The following is a 14,790-nucleotide window of genomic DNA, read 5'->3' as shown; positions in this document are numbered from 1 at the left end:
TGTCTTTCACCCGTCGATCTGACGCATTTTCTGAGGTATTTAATGATTAACCATTCTGACCCGATTCGTGAAACTTCCGCGAAACTTCATTGTAGAAACTTCAGGGGCAGAAGCTTCAGGTTTGGGTGCGGGCGATCGCCCCTAGCGCCAACTCCCCCAATGGCGCGACAAGTGAAGCTGCCGCAAGCCCCAATAAGACTTCCCTGATCGCCCAAAATTCAGAATCGCAAATCCAAAATTGCAAATCCAAAATCCAAAATCAATACCAGCCAAACGCCCCATCACCCCGCCAAGTCCAGCGCATGTTTCTCCAACTCGGCCATCGACACATACTCCAGCGCCGAAGCATGAGTCGCAGCTAGCACGACCGGCGGCGCAACGCCAGCATCCAGCGCTTCTTTCCAGCGGGAAGCACAGAGACACCAGCGATCGCCCGGTTTGAGGCCAGGAAACCCGTAGGCAGGCATGGGCGTACACAGGTCATTGCCTTGGGCTTTGGTGTAGTCGAGGAATTCCTGAGTCACCTCAGCGCACACGACATGGGCCCCAAAATCGCCCGCCCCCGTGCTGCAACAACCATCCCGATAGAAACCCGTCATCGGCGAAATCGAGCAAACCTCCAGCTTGCTGCCCAGTACATTTCTTGCGTCTGCCATGAATTCCTCTCGCGTTAAACTCTGCGCTAAATCCGCTAAATTCAAAGACTGCAAACGGCAACAGCGACACCGCTACCCTTTTGTAGCCTACGGGTTGTAGAAACTAGCGTCAATCAGGCAACACAAGCGGAGCAGACTGCGAGAGTTGCGCCATGCAGGGGGCAGCAGTCCTAAAGGCGTATTAGAAGACGGAACACCGGAACCCAATCCGACAAACTAACGCTTTGACAGAGCCACCAGCGACAGGAACTCGTAGCCGATTTGTGCGCCGAGGTGGGCTGTCACCTGGGAATGATCCATCGCAGGCAGCACTTCTACCACGTCGCCGCCGACCCAGGTGAGTCCCGTGCAGGCTCGCAGATAGCCGAGTCCCTGAAAGCTCGTGGGCCCGCCGACTTCGGGGGTGCCCGTGCCGGGGGCAAAGGCAGGGTCAAAGAAGTCCACATCGAAGGAGAGAAACGCCTTGCGATCGCCCACTTTTTCCCGCACCAGCGCCCCGATTTCCTCCGGCGTGTGGTGCATCAGTTGCGTGGTGGTCAGCACGGTGAACCCGGCGTGGCGCGGCGTATCCAGATCGTCGGAATCGTAGAGCGGGCCGCGCATTCCCAGTTGCACCGAGGCTTCGGGAAGGATTAGCCCTTCCTCCACAGCGCGGCGAAACGGCGTGCCGTGGGTGTACTTATGTCCAAAGTAGCTGTCCCAATAGTCGCCGTGTGCGTCGAAATGCACCAGCGCCAGCGGCCCATGAGCCGCAGCCAGCGCCCGCAGTTCCCCCAGCGCCACGCTATGGTCGCCGCCAATGCTGAGCGTCACCACGCCCGCTTCGGCCAGAGGTTGGATCGTGCGGGCGATCGCCCCCAAGCTGTCCTCAATAAACCCCGGCACCACGGGCGCATCACCGTAGTCCACACAGGACAGTGTTTCAAATACCATCACGTCTAGCTCAGGGTTGTAGGGCCGCAGCAGCGCCGACGCACCGCGCACCGCCTCTGGTCCAAACCGCGCCCCCACCTTGAACGTCGCTCCCGTATCAAACGGCAGCCCGACAATGGCCACATCTACATCCGCCGGATCTTGCACGTAGGGCAGTCGGGCAAAGGTGCGAACCCCCGAAAAACGCGGCGATTCGAGCGAGTTGGCAGGCTGATAGCGGGGCGGTTTGAGAGAAGGCATGAGAAAAACAGCAGGTAGAAGACAGACGGCCAGAGCGAAAGCATCCGGAGAATGCACTGAATCATGCACTCGCAAGGCAATGGCAAGGCACTGACAAGGCAATTCGGGCGATCGCCCCTATAGCCTGCTTCTATTCTGATACAGGTCGGATCTGATACAGGCCGGGTATTAAAGGTTGCTGGCGTATTTGGAGGGCTGAAGTGAGCGATCCTCAACCCCCTGCCATCTCCTAGCGCCGCGAGGTATCTCTTGGCAAGTCAATCCGGTCGATGGGCGTAATAGGACGAATCAGGTCAGACCGCTGCACCGTTTGCGCTGAATCCTGTCGAGCGGCAAGCTGAACCGGACGGGCGATCGCCGCTCCTTGCAAACTGATGAAAACCGCAGCAGCGTAGGTGAGCCAGACACCAAACCGCACACCAAGCTGCACACCGAGCCGCACACCAGAGTCACGTTTCATGGGTCAGATTCCTCTCAAAAATAAATGCACCAAAAAAAAGCGCCAGAAAAAATGCGCCAGAAAAAATGCGCCAGAAAAAATGCGCTAAAAAGATCGGCTCTCAATGCACCCAGATGTAATACAATTCACCACAAAAGCACTACAGCCCGTGCCTTCTCAGCCTATCGATTCCCCCCAACAGGCACACTTCCCCCATCGGGTACTTTTTAGGGCGGCTACATAGGGGCGATGATTGCAGCCACTCCTTGCAAACGCAAATCGCAAACGCAAATTGCAAACGCAAATTGCAAACACGAGTTGCAGAATACAAAACAGGTCATACAATCTGTTTGCAAACTCCCAACGATTCATTACGAGCTAGCGCTGGAAATTTGTAAATTCGCGAGAATATGGGCGTGGGGAGCATTCAGGCAGTTTATTCACCACAGATTCATTCGCAACAAGGAAAGCTGGGTTATGCTGCTTCGACTTGCCAAATCCGCTGCCGAGTCAGCTCCTTTTTTCAGGGCAGATAGCACTGCGATCGCCCCTCTGCTGGCCGCGCCTCAGGTGGCAACCTCTCCAGTGGCGACCTCTCCAGTGGCGACCTCTCCAGTGGCGACTTCTCCAGTGGCGATCGCCCTGCGCGACATCGATCTGGTCTTTCGCAGCGAAGGAGAGCCGTTTCAGGCGCTTCGGCACATTAATCTAGAAATTCCCCGTGGCTCAGTGCAGTTGATTATGGGCCCAGCAGGCGCAGGCAAAACCACGCTGCTGCAAGTCGTAGCAGGGTTGCTCTCGCCCACCGCAGGACAGGTCGAACTGCTAGGCACCAATCTGACCCAGTTGTCCCGCGCCGCCCAGGCCCACTTCCGCAATCGGCATCTCGGCATCGTGTTTCAGGATTACAATCTGCTCCGCAGCCTGACGGCGCTGGAAAATGTGGAACTGGCGCTGAATATCAAAGGAGTTTTTGGCCCCAGTGCCCGCACCGAAGCGCGATCGCTCCTCGATGCCGTAGGGCTAGAAAGCCGCGCAAACGTTTTGCCCCGGCAGCTTTCGGGCGGACAGCAGCAGCGGGTCGCCGTGGCGCGGGCGCTGGTGGGCCGCCCCGACCTGATTATTGCCGACGAGCCGACTTCGGCGCTGGATTCGGCCAACGGGCGCAAGGTCATGGAGTTGCTCTGTCGGCTGGCGCGAGAGCAGGGCAGCACCGTGCTGATCGCCACGCACGACCCCCGCGTGAGGGAATTTGGAGATGCGATCGCCCATCTCGAAGACGGTCAAATTCAGGCGTAGAAAATCTCAGGAAATCTTTGAGGCAGGCCCAGAATACTGTTTATCAGGCAAGAGCAAGCCTTTTCTGGAATGCCGGAAACGGGGCGTATTTTACTGTCTTGGCCGATCTGATGCAGCACCAGACGGTAGCGTTGGACAGCCCGGATGAAGCAAGACCCAGCCGCACCGTTTGATATAGTCCAGGCTTCACTGCTGAATCTCTGCGTCCTGTCAAACTGAAGCTCCTGGTCTGCAACAAAGCAGCGCGACAAGACTCGACTTGGCGCTGCCATTTGCTATCGAACGCATATCCAGCACGTTCAGGATTGACGCATTTGCGATCAGTTTTCTGGATTTTGGAAGATCTCTCGCAGGTGCAGCCCGTGAGAACTCGTCCCACTGCATAAGTCCTAGCGTTTCAAAAAATGATTCAGGGCTGGATGCTTTGAACTTTAGTTTGGACTAACTGGCATCACAATAATGCTCAACAGGATGCCATAAAGAATCTGCTCAACCGTTCATAACAGTTGAACTTAAGGAATTGGATACAATCCTGCTCGCAGTTAAGCTGCTGTTGCAACCGGACTGTTCAGGGATTGTTCGGATGTCTTGCGTTTCGAGGCTCGTTTTTTGACCATCGGATAGCAGGGACGAGGAGTTGGCTTGTGCCCCTTGCCTCGTCCTGGCGATTTACCACGAGGTTTAGGCGCAGGAGCAGGGGTGCCAATCGCTGCCAAAATGCCTGCAAACGCTTGTGCGACCCGACCCGGAGTCAACGTTTCTTGCGGTGCCTGCCAGGGCAAGGGGTGGTCAGTACAGTCCTTTCGCGCTAACCACAACTGCCAACTGAGCAACGGCATCAGGCTGCTCCACTGTTCGGTTGCCGATACAGAACTGAACTGGGGATGTGTCCAATATAGCCTCTGCTTGGCAAAGCGATACCAGTGTTCAATGGCAAAGCGACGGAGGTAGTGCAACCACAGGGTTTCTAACGGAGGCATCTGCTCACCCAGCCAAACTAACCACAAAGGAGCCAAGCGTCGCGTGCTGCTCTGTGTCTCCAGCACCTCCACGCGCAACACTTCCATTGCCCGTTTGGGGGATTTGCGGAAATGGTATGCACTCCAACGACTGACCCGCACTCGTCCCCAGTTGGGATCATCGACTTCAACGGTTTCGACCGGGACACTCCAAGTGTCAGGGTCATTGAGTTTCATCTTATGTCCATGCTTGGCAGGTGCGCCTCGCCCTCGATACGCTGGGGGCGCGCCATAGACACATCGATTGGATGTAACCCGCAGCAGCAAGTCTGCCTCAATCCCTGCCGTTTGGTTGACAAAACTGGCATTGCCGTACCCTCGGTCGTAGATCGCCAACGGACGCACCGCTAACTGCCGAGTCACTTGTTTGAGTTGGAATGCCGCTTTACTGGCGGGTGTTTCAAAGCTGGTGATGCGCTCATGCCGCAATGGTAATGCCCAACTGCCCCTGTCTTCAGCAATCCAGGCTAAGGTACTGTAGTTTTGTCCGGCTATCGGGGCATGTCCTGTTCTGCCTGATAAGGTGCGGTCTTTCAAACGCCTGGCAGCAGGACGGTTCCACCGACTCGCATCACCTGCCAACAACGGTTGCTGCTGAGTCGGTATCTGCTGCACCAACAGCTTCAGCACCTTTGATCGGGGTAGGCGGCTATCGCGCAACGCTTCATAGGTGCTCGACCACTGGCGACGAAAGACAGGACTCTGCGATAGCCTCACAAACGACACGATGCACGCACTCACTAACACGGCATCCATCAGATCAAACAGGGCATCTCTGGCGTTTCCCAAGCTGGCATACAACGTTTGGCGAAATTGCTGAAGTTCGTTGAAAATCATGGGGTCAATGTTGGTTGTACTTCATTGACCTTACGGCAGTCGGTGCTTCTCATTGACTGCCTTCCTCTTCACCATTAGTCCAAACTAAAGTCGGAAATCCTTGATTAACAAAGCTTTCAGGCTCCTTTACAAATTAGCTCTAAGGATCAGCCTCGCTTTCCTCCAACGCTGCATAAACGGTTCGCCCACGCCGAACGATCTCTAGAACTGCACCTTGGTCGTAATAGTCCTCACCCCGCTCAAAGGATTTTTCAGTGGCGGCTTGGCGAATCTCGTCTTCCGAAAGCGATAGCTGCGTCATGGAATTTCCCTGCGTCAAGCGTCGGCGCACATTTCGAGGCGCTGAATCTCAAGGTGCTGAATCAGGTTGCTGAAAAATCTGCTGAAAAATCTGCTGAAAAAGTCGGGCGGACAACTTCTGAGCAGCCTCAGCCGATGGGTATTCTTGCTCCACAGTACGGCAAACGAGCAACAAATTCACCTCAGCTTCAGTCAACTCTCAGAGAGCTTCTCAATTCCTTCATTGATCCCCAAGTTGCGCTTCCTAAGCTTGAGATGAGGGCAATTCCAACAGCAGAACTGCTCTCTCAGAGCCGCTTTCGGCAATCGGATCAAGATTTCTCAGAAAAGTTCATCATTTCTTACCGAATGCTGCGTGAAATTGGCGGATGGAACTGAGTAGTAATCAGTAGAGAACTGCATCGAACCTGTGAGTCCTATGAACGCCACATCCTCTCTTCATCAAGGTAGTCATCAAGGTAGCGATCGCCCCTCGTGGCTCCAGCCCCTCCGCAACTGGCTGGATAACCTGCAAATCCGCGATCGCCAAACTGCCCACTTCATTTCTCGGCTCATTCCCGCCCAGTGCCCCTTCGAGCGCGACATCATCGTGCTAGGTCGCAAAGTCGGGCACATTCCGCCCCTGTGCAAGCTAAACCCGCTATACGAACAGTTTGTCGGGCTGCGATTCCGCTCACTGTGCTATTTGGCCGATCAATGCGGCGAAGACATCAGCGCCTACTGCTAGGTCGAACAGCGTCTAGACGTTAACCCCCCCCCAATCTCCCAACACTTCACCCCGGAGTTTCACTATGCAACCCACCACCCCCCAAACCAAAGCCGAATTTCCCTTTTTCCTGGAATCTAGCCTGGGCATTCTGGGCTTCCTGCTGCTGATTTGCCTGATCTAATTCGGTTTTGGTTTCTTAATTCGGTTTCTTATACGAGGCCAGAAGTGTTGAATCTTGATGGTAAAACTTTACAAAAAGCACTCTCAAGAGGCGGATTATTGAGAATGGAAGCAATAAGTAGGTCATTACAGGCAGAATTATAGATCTTTTGTACTGGATTCAGCTATGAACTTGCCCTGCTAACATTGCGTTCAACACTTCTGATACGAGGCGATTCAAGCAATCCGAACAGCGATTTAAATCAACAACCTGGATAAACCTTGGTTGAGCAATTGGTTGAGCAATTGGCTAAGCCACTGGCTGAGCCACTAGAGGAGCAACTGGCTCTGCTAATCTCTTACCTCTGCGCTCCGCTGCATTTCTTCCCGCATTTCCTCGAAGTGTAGCTGTCGCCGCTGCTCATATTGCTCCATCGCTTCGCCCACGGTGACGTTGATCTCGTCCCCCAGCAGCATGACCAGCGATGTGAGATATAGCCACAGCAGCAGAATAATCACCGCACCCACTGCTCCATAGACGCGGTTATAGTCGGCAAAATTTGCAACGTATAGCCGAAATAGATTGGACAACACAGCCCAGAAAATTGCCGCCAGCAGCGCCCCCGGCAGAATGGGCCGCCGCTTGTCCCAACGGCTGGGGCCAAAGCGATAGACCGCTGCAAATGTCAGGGAAATCAGCAGGAGGGCCACTGGCAGCGGCAGCAGTTGCCATAGCGTCAGCAGCCAGGGTCGCAGCGTAGGAGCCTGAATCGACACCTGGCGCACCAGCAGATCCCCGATAAACACAATCGCCAGCGCCAGCATCAGCAGCACCAATCCGCTAACGGTCAGCCCCAGAGAAACAAGCTTGGCTTTCCAAAAGGGACGGAGGCGATCGCGCGGAATTTGATGAATCTGATCCAGGGCGGTCATAGCCGCACTCGCCGCCCCCGATGCCGCCCAAATCGCCACCAAAAAGCTGAGAGAGAATAGAGTGCGATCGCGGGAGGTACTCAGTTCCTCAGTAAAAGACTGGATAATCCGCCACGCCTCCACAGGCACCACTTCGCTGACCTGCTCCATCAGGCGCAGAAAGGTCGTGTTTAGCGGCTGAAACAAGCCAATCGCCGTTAAAATTGCCAAAATCGCTGGGAACAAAGCCAGCATGGCGTTGTAGGCCATCTCTGCGGATAAACCCGGCAGGCGATGAGCCGCGGCCCGCTGGGCGACTCGGCGCACCACAGCCGGACGCAGGTGAGTGAAAAACTGGAAAAATCGGGGGGGGATGGGCATGAAGTTTGTAATGACAGGCGCAATAGCAGGCGCAATAACAGGCACAGAAATTCCGTAAACGCTACGGCTCAAATCATAGCGAGTCTGCGCTTCACAGCCTCACATTTTGCAGCCTATCCTAGCAGACGGCTTTATGGCGACGCTCCGAGGACAGAAAAACGGACCTCCACAAGCTTCCACTTCAGGAAGCTCGGAAAGACCCGATTCGTAGAACTGTCCTGCCACAGCGCTCTAATAGCGAACTAATAGCGAAGCGGTCAGTCCATCAGTGCATGAAAAAACTCACGGAAGAAATTAGAAAACCGCTAGAACGAGAACTGGAATCGCAGGTTGCCGACATACACAGTCGGGTTGCTGTCGAAGTTATTGGCGTTCCAGATGGCATAAAAGGCCGGAACCAGAGAGATGTTGTCGCTCACAGGATAGCGATAAGACACCTCAAGCTCTGCCTGGGTGCCCCCATCGCCGCCGCCCGACAGCAAAAACTGCTCACCCGCCAAATAGTCATGGGGAATCAGGAACGAAATCACGCCCAGCGCACCCCGCTTGAACAAATCAGGGAAGCCCAGACCGACCTGGAAGGACTGTACCCGCACCTGTCGGCCTTCCTCGCGGGCGACCGGGTTCACATCCACCCGTCCCCAAGAGTAGCGGGCAAACAAGCCAATCCAGTCGGCAATCTGCCAGTCAAAATTGGCCATCAGCGTGTCTGCGCCAGAATCATTCAAAAATCCACCAAAGCCATCGTCGATATAGCCGTAGGGCACTGGCTCACCCACGGCCCCGCCAATAAAGCCGTTATAAGGCTTCAGGCTAGAGCGGGCATAGAGCAAACGCAGGTTGAAGTTTCGGGATGGGGAGAAAGCAAGCTGAGCCGTGATAATGTTGCTGCTGTTGAACAGGCCATCACCAGGATTACTGGACGTATTGAACCCAAGGGCAGGGTTCAAGAACTCAGCGTTTTCGGCCAGATAGCCCACAGTGAGTTGCAGTGGGTCAATAATTTTCCACCGAATGACAATGCCGCTGCCCCGGTCGATGGCGCTCAGCAGGGTGCTGCCCGAAGAGTTGAAACTAGAAGCACCTGTCTGGAAGAAGGTAAAGCGGTTGCCATCAAAATAGCGATAGTAGTTGAGGCGGGGGCCGATATCCACCTGTACTGCGTCGCCAATGGGGAATGAGTAGAACAGTTCCCGCACGACGACGTTGTTGGGTGTACCAGCGCCTTGGTCGGTAAAAGGAACCCCCCAGCTATTGAAAAAGCCAGACGACACCAGCTCATTGGCAGGCGAGTTGCCGTTTCCAACCGCAAGCTGCGTGACGAGTGAATCGCGTCCTGTGAAGGAAGTATTCAGGTTCAGGTTGACGTAGTAGCTGACTTTAGTTTGGACTAACTGGCATCACAATAATGCTCAACAGGATGCCATAAAGAATCTGCTCAACCGTTCATAACAGTTGAACTTAAGGAATTGGATACAATCCTGCTCGCAGTTAAGCTGCTGTTGCAACCGGACTGTTCAGGGATTGTTCGGATGTCTTGCGTTTCGAGGCTCGTTTTTTGACCATCGGATAGCAGGGACGAGGAGTTGGCTTGTGCCCCTTGCCTCGTCCTGGCGATTTACCACGAGGTTTAGGCGCAGGAGCAGGGGGGCCAATCGCTGCCAAAATGCCTGCAAACGCTTGTGCGACCCGACCCGGAGTCAACGTTTCTTGCGGTGCCTGCCAGGGCAAGGGGTGGTCAGTACAGTCCTTTCGCGCTAACCACAACTGCCAACTGAGCAACGGCATCAGGCTGCTCCACTGTTCGGTTGCCGATACAGAACTGAACTGGGGATGTGTCCAATATAGCCTCTGCTTGGCAAAGCGATACCAGTGTTCAATGGCAAAGCGACAGAGGTAGTGCAACCACAGGGTTTCTAACGGAGGCATCTGCTCACCCAGCCAAACTAACCACAAAGGAGCCAAGCGTCGCGTGCTGCTCTGTGTCTCCAGCACCTCCACGCGCAACACTTCCATTGCCCGTTTGGGGGATTTGCGGAAATGGTATGCACTCCAACGACTGACCCGCACTCGTCCCCAGTTGGGATCATCGACTTCAACGGTTTCGACCGGGACACTCCAAGTGTCAGGGTCATTGAGTTTCATCTTATGTCCATGCTTGGCAGGTGCGCCTCGCCCTCGATACGCTGGGGGCGCGCCATAGACACATCGATTGGATGTAACCCGCAGCAGCAAGTCTGCCTCAATCCCTGCCGTTTGGTTGACAAAACTGGCATTGCCGTACCCTCGGTCGTAGATCGCCAACGGACGCACCGCTAACTGCCGAGTCACTTGTTTGAGTTGGAATGCCGCTTTACTGGCGGGTGTTTCAAAGCTGGTGATGCGCTCATGCCGCAATGGTAATGCCCAACTGCCCCTGTCTTCAGCAATCCAGGCTAAGGTACTGTAGTTTTGTCCGGCTATCGGGGCATGTCCTGTTCTGCCTGATAAGGTGCGGTCTTTCAAACGCCTGGCAGCAGGACGGTTCCACCGACTCGCATCACTTGCCAACAACGGTTGCTGCTGAGTCGGTATCTGCTGCACCAACAGCTTCAGCACCTTTGATCGGGGTAGGCGGCTATCGCGCAACGCTTCATAGGTGCTCGACCACTGGCGACGAAAGACAGGACTCTGCGATAGCCTCACAAACGACACGATGCACGCACTCACTAACACGGCATCCATCAGATCAAACAGGGCATCTCTGGCGTTTCCCAAGCTGGCATACAACGTTTGGCGAAATTGCTGAAGTTCGTTGAAAATCATGGGGTCAATGTTGGTTGTACTTCATTGACCTTACGGCAGTCGGTGCTTCTCATTGACTGCCTTCCTCTTCACCATTAGTCCAAACTAAAGTCAAAGCAAAGGCTGATTTTTGCATGATTGAGCAACCTCGAATGGAGCATCACATGCTCGCCTCGGTCAAGCAGATCAGGCTTGGAAAAGGTGGAATACAAATAAAAGCGATCGCTCTCTGCTCCTCCAAATCGCGCATGAAGCTGTCGATGGATCGCTTCATTTCGCCGACCATAGCTCAAGATATCAATCCAGCGATGCTGCCGATTGAGTTCCACCCTCAACGTATTTGTCGCAAGCGGCAAGTACATCGCATTAATGCCGTGCGTCTCTCTCACAGAATCAGCCATATCCTGACTGATTGTAAACAGATAGTCCAGGCAAGAAATGGCGGCAGGATTGAGGTGATTTGCGCTAAACCCATCCAACAGGTAACCAATTCTGACATCAAACCGTTTCAGCAGAGGGCCGAGCGTATGCATCGACAGTAGGAACTGCGACCCAAGCCCTACAATAAGCAATACATTTATCCCAGAATCCAAACTGGGCAACTGCTCTAACTCATACCAGGAGCGAAACAGGCGATGCCGATATCGTCGAGTAAAAGACACATAGCGATCGGAAACTTTCAGCGAACCCAGCCGAATTGACTGGTTATGAGTGGGGTAGAGAAAGACAGGCTTAAAAACACTGGATAGAACTTCTTCTAGATTCTGACTGACTGACCAACCTACATGTTGATTATCAGGAGAATTTTCAGACAAGACGTAGAGATTCAGCCCCATATACAGCAACAGCTAAGAGTTTTAGAAGATAGAAATCAAGATATTGTTAGCCCGAAGAATACCAATACGACATCGCTGTAAAACGTTGCCTTACTATCTACAGCCACAATCTACAGCCACAATCTACAGCCACAATACGAAGGCCTATCAGCTATTAATAACTTTAGTTTGGACTAATGGTGAAGAGGAAGGCAGTCAATGAGAAGCACCGACTGCCGTAAGGTCAATGAAGTACAACCAACATTGACCCCATGATTTTCAACGAACTTCAGCAATTTCGCCAAACGTTGTATGCCAGCTTGGGAAACGCCAGAGATGCCCTGTTTGATCTGATGGATGCCGTGTTAGTGAGTGCGTGCATCGTGTCGTTTGTGAGGCTATCGCAGAGTCCTGTCTTTCGTCGCCAGTGGTCGAGCACCTATGAAGCGTTGCGCGATAGCCGCCTACCCCGATCAAAGGTGCTGAAGCTGTTGGTGCAGCAGATACCGACTCAGCAGCAACCGTTGTTGGCAGGTGATGCGAGTCGTGTGCTCTTCTGCTGCCAGGCGTTTGAAAGACCGCACCTTATCAGGCAGAACAGGACATGCCCCGATAGCCGGACAAAACTACAGTACCTTAGCCTGGATTGCTGAAGACAGGGGCAGTTGGGCATTACCATTGCGGCATGAGCGCATCACCAGCTTTGAAACACCCGCCAGTAAAGCGGCATTCCAACTCAAACAAGTGACTCGGCAGTTAGCGGTGCGTCCGTTGGCGATCTACGACCGAGGGTACGGCAATGCCAGTTTTGTCAACCAAACGGCAGGGATTGAGGCAGACTTGCTGCTGCGGGTTACATCCAATCGATGTGTCTATGGCGCGCCCCCAGCGGATCGAGGGCGAGGCGCACCTGCCAAGCATGGACATAAGATGAAACTCAATGACCCTGACACTTGGAGTGTCCCGGTCGAAACCGTTGAAGTCGATGATCCCAACTGGGGACGAGTGCGGGTCAGTCGTTGGAGTGCATACCATTTCCGCAAATCCCCCAAACGGGCAATGGAAGTGTTGCGCGTGGAGGTGCTGGAGACACAGAGCAGCACGCGACGCTTGGCTCCTTTGTGGTTAGTTTGGCTGGGTGAGCAGATGCCTCCGTTAGAAACCCTGTGGTTGCACTACCTCCGTCGCTTTGCCATTGAACACTGGTATCGCTTTGCCAAGCAGAGGCTCTATTGGACACATCCCCAGTTCAGTTCTGTATCGGCAACCGAACAGTGGAGCAGCCTGATGCCGTTGCTCAGTTGGCAGTTGTGGTTAGCGCGAAAGGACTGTACTGACCACCCCTTGCCCTGGCAGGCACCGCAAGAAACGTTGACTCCGGGTCGGGTCGCACAAGCGGTTGCAGGCATTTTGGCAGCGATTGGCACCCCTGCTCCTGCGCCTAAACCTCGTGGTAAATCGCCAGGACGAGGCAAGGGGCACAAGCCAACTCCTCGTCCCTGCTATCCGATGGTCAAAAAACGAGCCTCGAAACGCAAGACATCCGAACAATCCCTGAACAGTCCGGTTGCAACAGCAGCTTAACTGCGAGCAGGATTGTATCCAATTCCTTAAGTTCAACTGTTATGAACGGTTGAGCAGATTCTTTATGGCATCCTGTTGAGCATTATTGTGATGCCAGTTAGTCCAAACTAAAGTAGCTGAAGGTGAGTTGGGGCTGGTCGCGGAAAACGCGGCTGGGGCGACCGTTGGCATCTCGAATGGGCGGCGCAAAGGCGTTGGGCGCGAAGGGGTTGCGCTCTGTCAAAATGCGGCCATCGGGGAATGCCTGGGTCAGGTTCATCCAGGCATTGCCGCGCAGAACGGTGGTGGTTGAAAACTGGTTGGCTTCGAGTGCGGCAACGGCTTCCTCCAGCGCGTCTACCCGACCCCGCAGCACAGCCAATTCTGCGGCAAACTCTCGCTGGAGGGCTTCGATTCGTGCCAGGGCTTCTGGGTCGAGGGAGTCGAGCCGGCCCACGACCGCATCCAGGCAAGAGGCCAGACCCGCAGCAAATTCATAACGAGTCATGGCGCGGCCGCCTCGAAACGTGCCGTCAGGGTAGCCTTCCAAGCAATCTAGTCCACCTTCTGCCTCAGAGTTTGCCAAGTAGGCCAGGGCTTCGTAGGCCCAGTCGCTCGGCTGTACATCGGAAAACTGCTGAACTGAGGTGACCTGCGCCATCGCAGGGCTGACATCCACTGGCAGTGTACCGCTCAGTAGCATGTCTACTGGGATGGCGATCGCCTCGCTGGTGATCTCTGAGGCCGACAGGTCTGCGGCACTGGATGCGCCGTCCATTTCGGGGGGCAGCGTCGAAGGAGCCTCCAGCGGCTCTACCTCTGGAGATAGCTCTGGTGAAACTTCGAGTAGGTCAGTCGTTGCAGGGGCGGACTCCAGATCGGCGACTGGAGACGGCTCAGACAAAGCTGTGTCCAAACTTGCATCCAAAGTTGCGTCCAAATTTGCGTCGGCCAACCTTACCCTTCCCAGGTCTGGCATAGGCAGGCTGGAATCGACGGCTGCACCGGCAACTGGGGTATCCAGAGCGGGCTGCGTCTCAGCTTCGGAGGGTGCAACTGGGCTGGCGATCGCCCGGTGATCCATTCCAAATGCCCCCGCCACGACCAACGCCGCTAGCAGAGGTCTAAACACCTCAAATCTCATTTCAAAAGCTCCTCAAGCACCACGATGAACGGTCGAGAACGGTCTGATAGCTTGCTAGAAATTAAGTACGTCTTAATGCATTTCTGTTGGACTTAAAGCATTTCATGTATCCTTGCAATGCATTTTTTCTAAATATCCACACCCAATAGAAATCGAGACATGAAGACTTAGAGATATAACTTTCAAGCAAGCCAGAAACATTTCATATAGGCTAATCTCAGCCGAATCTCGAATTTGTATTCCGAGTCACATTTGCAAAAGAATATTCCGGTTTACTAATCCAAATCCGAAACGTTAAATTGCGTCGTGATTTCAGATCAAGGCATCGACAAAAGTAATTGACGAAAAGCCCAATCCCAATGTTGTTCAAGACACTTGCTGAAAGAACCTTTCAGAGTCAGGGATGGATTTAAGAGGATGTTTGAAAAGTCTTACTGTTTGTAGCAAAGCGTGCAAGATCCCCCTAAATTCTCCTTTAAAAAGGGAGACTTTAAGGCAGTTTCCCCCCTTGTTAAGTGGGGCTAGGGGGAATCTCTGAGTGCTTAATATTACAGGCAGTACCTCCTCAAACACCCTCTAAGAATCCTTAGAAAAGACCTC

At 53.9% G+C, this 14,790-nt stretch carries 13 protein-coding genes and 1 pseudogene; 4 read left to right on the top strand and 10 right to left on the bottom strand.

Features of this window, described 5'->3' with window-relative positions; all coding sequences use genetic code 11:
- Positions 1–281 precede the first annotated feature (281 nt).
- From HPC62_RS06955 to HPC62_RS06945, 3 genes are all read right to left on the bottom strand, one after another.
- A complete protein-coding gene (locus tag HPC62_RS06955) occupies positions 282–656 on the bottom strand; it encodes a DUF2237 family protein (RefSeq protein WP_172354353.1) in 375 nt (124 codons plus the stop codon).
- A gap of 216 nt (positions 657–872) precedes the next feature.
- Positions 873–1,829, bottom strand: coding sequence for an agmatinase (speB, locus tag HPC62_RS06950; RefSeq protein WP_172354352.1), 957 nt, complete (start codon positions 1,827–1,829; stop codon positions 873–875).
- 229 nt (positions 1,830–2,058) lie between these two features.
- The gene (locus HPC62_RS06945; protein WP_172354351.1) at positions 2,059–2,289 is read right to left on the bottom strand and encodes a hypothetical protein; all 231 of its coding nucleotides are present in this window, start codon (positions 2,287–2,289) and stop codon (positions 2,059–2,061) included.
- A 456-nt stretch (positions 2,290–2,745) separates the two neighbouring features.
- Between HPC62_RS06945 and HPC62_RS06940 the strand changes: the two genes are divergently transcribed.
- Positions 2,746–3,567, top strand: a complete 822-nt coding sequence (locus tag HPC62_RS06940; protein ID WP_172354350.1) for an ABC transporter ATP-binding protein — start codon at positions 2,746–2,748, stop codon at positions 3,565–3,567.
- Positions 3,568–4,109: 542 nt separating this feature from the next.
- On the opposite strand, the gene HPC62_RS06935 is transcribed toward HPC62_RS06940, so the two are convergent.
- Positions 4,110–5,423, bottom strand: coding sequence for an NF041680 family putative transposase (locus HPC62_RS06935; protein WP_172353244.1), 1,314 nt, complete (start codon positions 5,421–5,423; stop codon positions 4,110–4,112).
- 139 nt (positions 5,424–5,562) lie between these two features.
- On the bottom strand, positions 5,563–5,724 hold the full coding sequence (locus HPC62_RS06930; protein WP_172354349.1) for a hypothetical protein: 162 nt from the start codon (positions 5,722–5,724) through the stop codon (positions 5,563–5,565).
- Between the two features lie 53 nt (positions 5,725–5,777).
- On the opposite strand from HPC62_RS06930, the gene HPC62_RS06925 reads away from it, so the two are divergent.
- Positions 5,778–6,101 carry a hypothetical protein gene (locus tag HPC62_RS06925; RefSeq protein WP_172354348.1) on the top strand — a complete coding sequence of 108 codons (324 nt, stop codon included), beginning with the start codon at positions 5,778–5,780 and terminating at the stop codon, positions 6,099–6,101.
- A 40-nt stretch (positions 6,102–6,141) separates the two neighbouring features.
- Positions 6,142–6,450: a Mo-dependent nitrogenase C-terminal domain-containing protein gene (locus HPC62_RS06920; RefSeq protein WP_172354347.1), complete on the top strand. Its 309-nt coding sequence runs from the start codon at positions 6,142–6,144 to the stop codon at positions 6,448–6,450.
- A gap of 492 nt (positions 6,451–6,942) precedes the next feature.
- Here the strand turns inward: HPC62_RS06920 and HPC62_RS06915 are convergent, their stop codons facing one another.
- The 4 genes from HPC62_RS06915 to HPC62_RS06900 all read right to left on the bottom strand — a co-directional run bounded on the left by HPC62_RS06915 (position 6,943) and on the right by HPC62_RS06900 (position 11,504).
- The gene (locus HPC62_RS06915; protein ID WP_225910614.1) at positions 6,943–7,929 is read right to left on the bottom strand and encodes a YihY/virulence factor BrkB family protein; all 987 of its coding nucleotides are present in this window, start codon (positions 7,927–7,929) and stop codon (positions 6,943–6,945) included.
- A gap of 260 nt (positions 7,930–8,189) precedes the next feature.
- Positions 8,190–9,239: an iron uptake porin gene (locus HPC62_RS06910; RefSeq protein WP_390820341.1), complete on the bottom strand. Its 1,050-nt coding sequence runs from the start codon at positions 9,237–9,239 to the stop codon at positions 8,190–8,192.
- 136 nt (positions 9,240–9,375) lie between these two features.
- On the bottom strand, positions 9,376–10,689 hold the full coding sequence (locus tag HPC62_RS06905; protein ID WP_172354346.1) for an NF041680 family putative transposase: 1,314 nt from the start codon (positions 10,687–10,689) through the stop codon (positions 9,376–9,378).
- A 74-nt stretch (positions 10,690–10,763) separates the two neighbouring features.
- A complete protein-coding gene (locus HPC62_RS06900; RefSeq protein WP_172354345.1) occupies positions 10,764–11,504 on the bottom strand; it encodes a hypothetical protein in 741 nt (246 codons plus the stop codon).
- Positions 11,505–11,755: 251 nt separating this feature from the next.
- On the opposite strand from HPC62_RS06900, the pseudogene HPC62_RS06895 reads away from it, so the two are divergent.
- A pseudogene (locus tag HPC62_RS06895) lies at positions 11,756–13,067 on the top strand (NF041680 family putative transposase).
- 97 nt (positions 13,068–13,164) lie between these two features.
- Here the strand turns inward: HPC62_RS06895 and HPC62_RS24135 are convergent.
- Positions 13,165–14,178 carry an iron uptake porin gene (locus HPC62_RS24135; protein WP_315872760.1) on the bottom strand — a complete coding sequence of 338 codons (1,014 nt, stop codon included), beginning with the start codon at positions 14,176–14,178 and terminating at the stop codon, positions 13,165–13,167.
- Positions 14,179–14,790: the final 612 nt, after the last annotated feature.

Source organism: Thermoleptolyngbya sichuanensis A183 (assembly GCF_013177315.1).
In the GTDB taxonomy this organism is placed as follows: Bacteria; Cyanobacteriota; Cyanobacteriia; order Elainellales; family Elainellaceae; genus Thermoleptolyngbya; species Thermoleptolyngbya sichuanensis.
This window is presented reverse-complemented; position numbering and strand designations above follow the sequence as displayed.

Bases quoted from the DNA above. Each gene is read 5' to 3' on its own strand.
- HPC62_RS06955 (WP_172354353.1), bottom strand. From the start codon at position 656: ATGGCAGACGCAAGAAATGTACTGGGCAGCAAGCTGGAGGTTTGCTCG.
- speB (WP_172354352.1), bottom strand. From the start codon at position 1,829: ATGCCTTCTCTCAAACCGCCCCGCTATCAGCCTGCCAACTCGCTCGAA.
- HPC62_RS06945 (WP_172354351.1), bottom strand. From the start codon at position 2,289: ATGAAACGTGACTCTGGTGTGCGGCTCGGTGTGCAGCTTGGTGTGCGG.
- HPC62_RS06940 (WP_172354350.1), top strand. From the start codon at position 2,746: ATGCTGCTTCGACTTGCCAAATCCGCTGCCGAGTCAGCTCCTTTTTTC.
- HPC62_RS06935 (WP_172353244.1), bottom strand. From the start codon at position 5,423: ATGATTTTCAACGAACTTCAGCAATTTCGCCAAACGTTGTATGCCAGC.
- HPC62_RS06930 (WP_172354349.1), bottom strand. From the start codon at position 5,724: ATGACGCAGCTATCGCTTTCGGAAGACGAGATTCGCCAAGCCGCCACT.
- HPC62_RS06920 (WP_172354347.1), top strand. From the start codon at position 6,142: ATGAACGCCACATCCTCTCTTCATCAAGGTAGTCATCAAGGTAGCGAT.
- HPC62_RS06905 (WP_172354346.1), bottom strand. From the start codon at position 10,689: ATGATTTTCAACGAACTTCAGCAATTTCGCCAAACGTTGTATGCCAGC.
- HPC62_RS06900 (WP_172354345.1), bottom strand. From the start codon at position 11,504: ATGGGGCTGAATCTCTACGTCTTGTCTGAAAATTCTCCTGATAATCAA.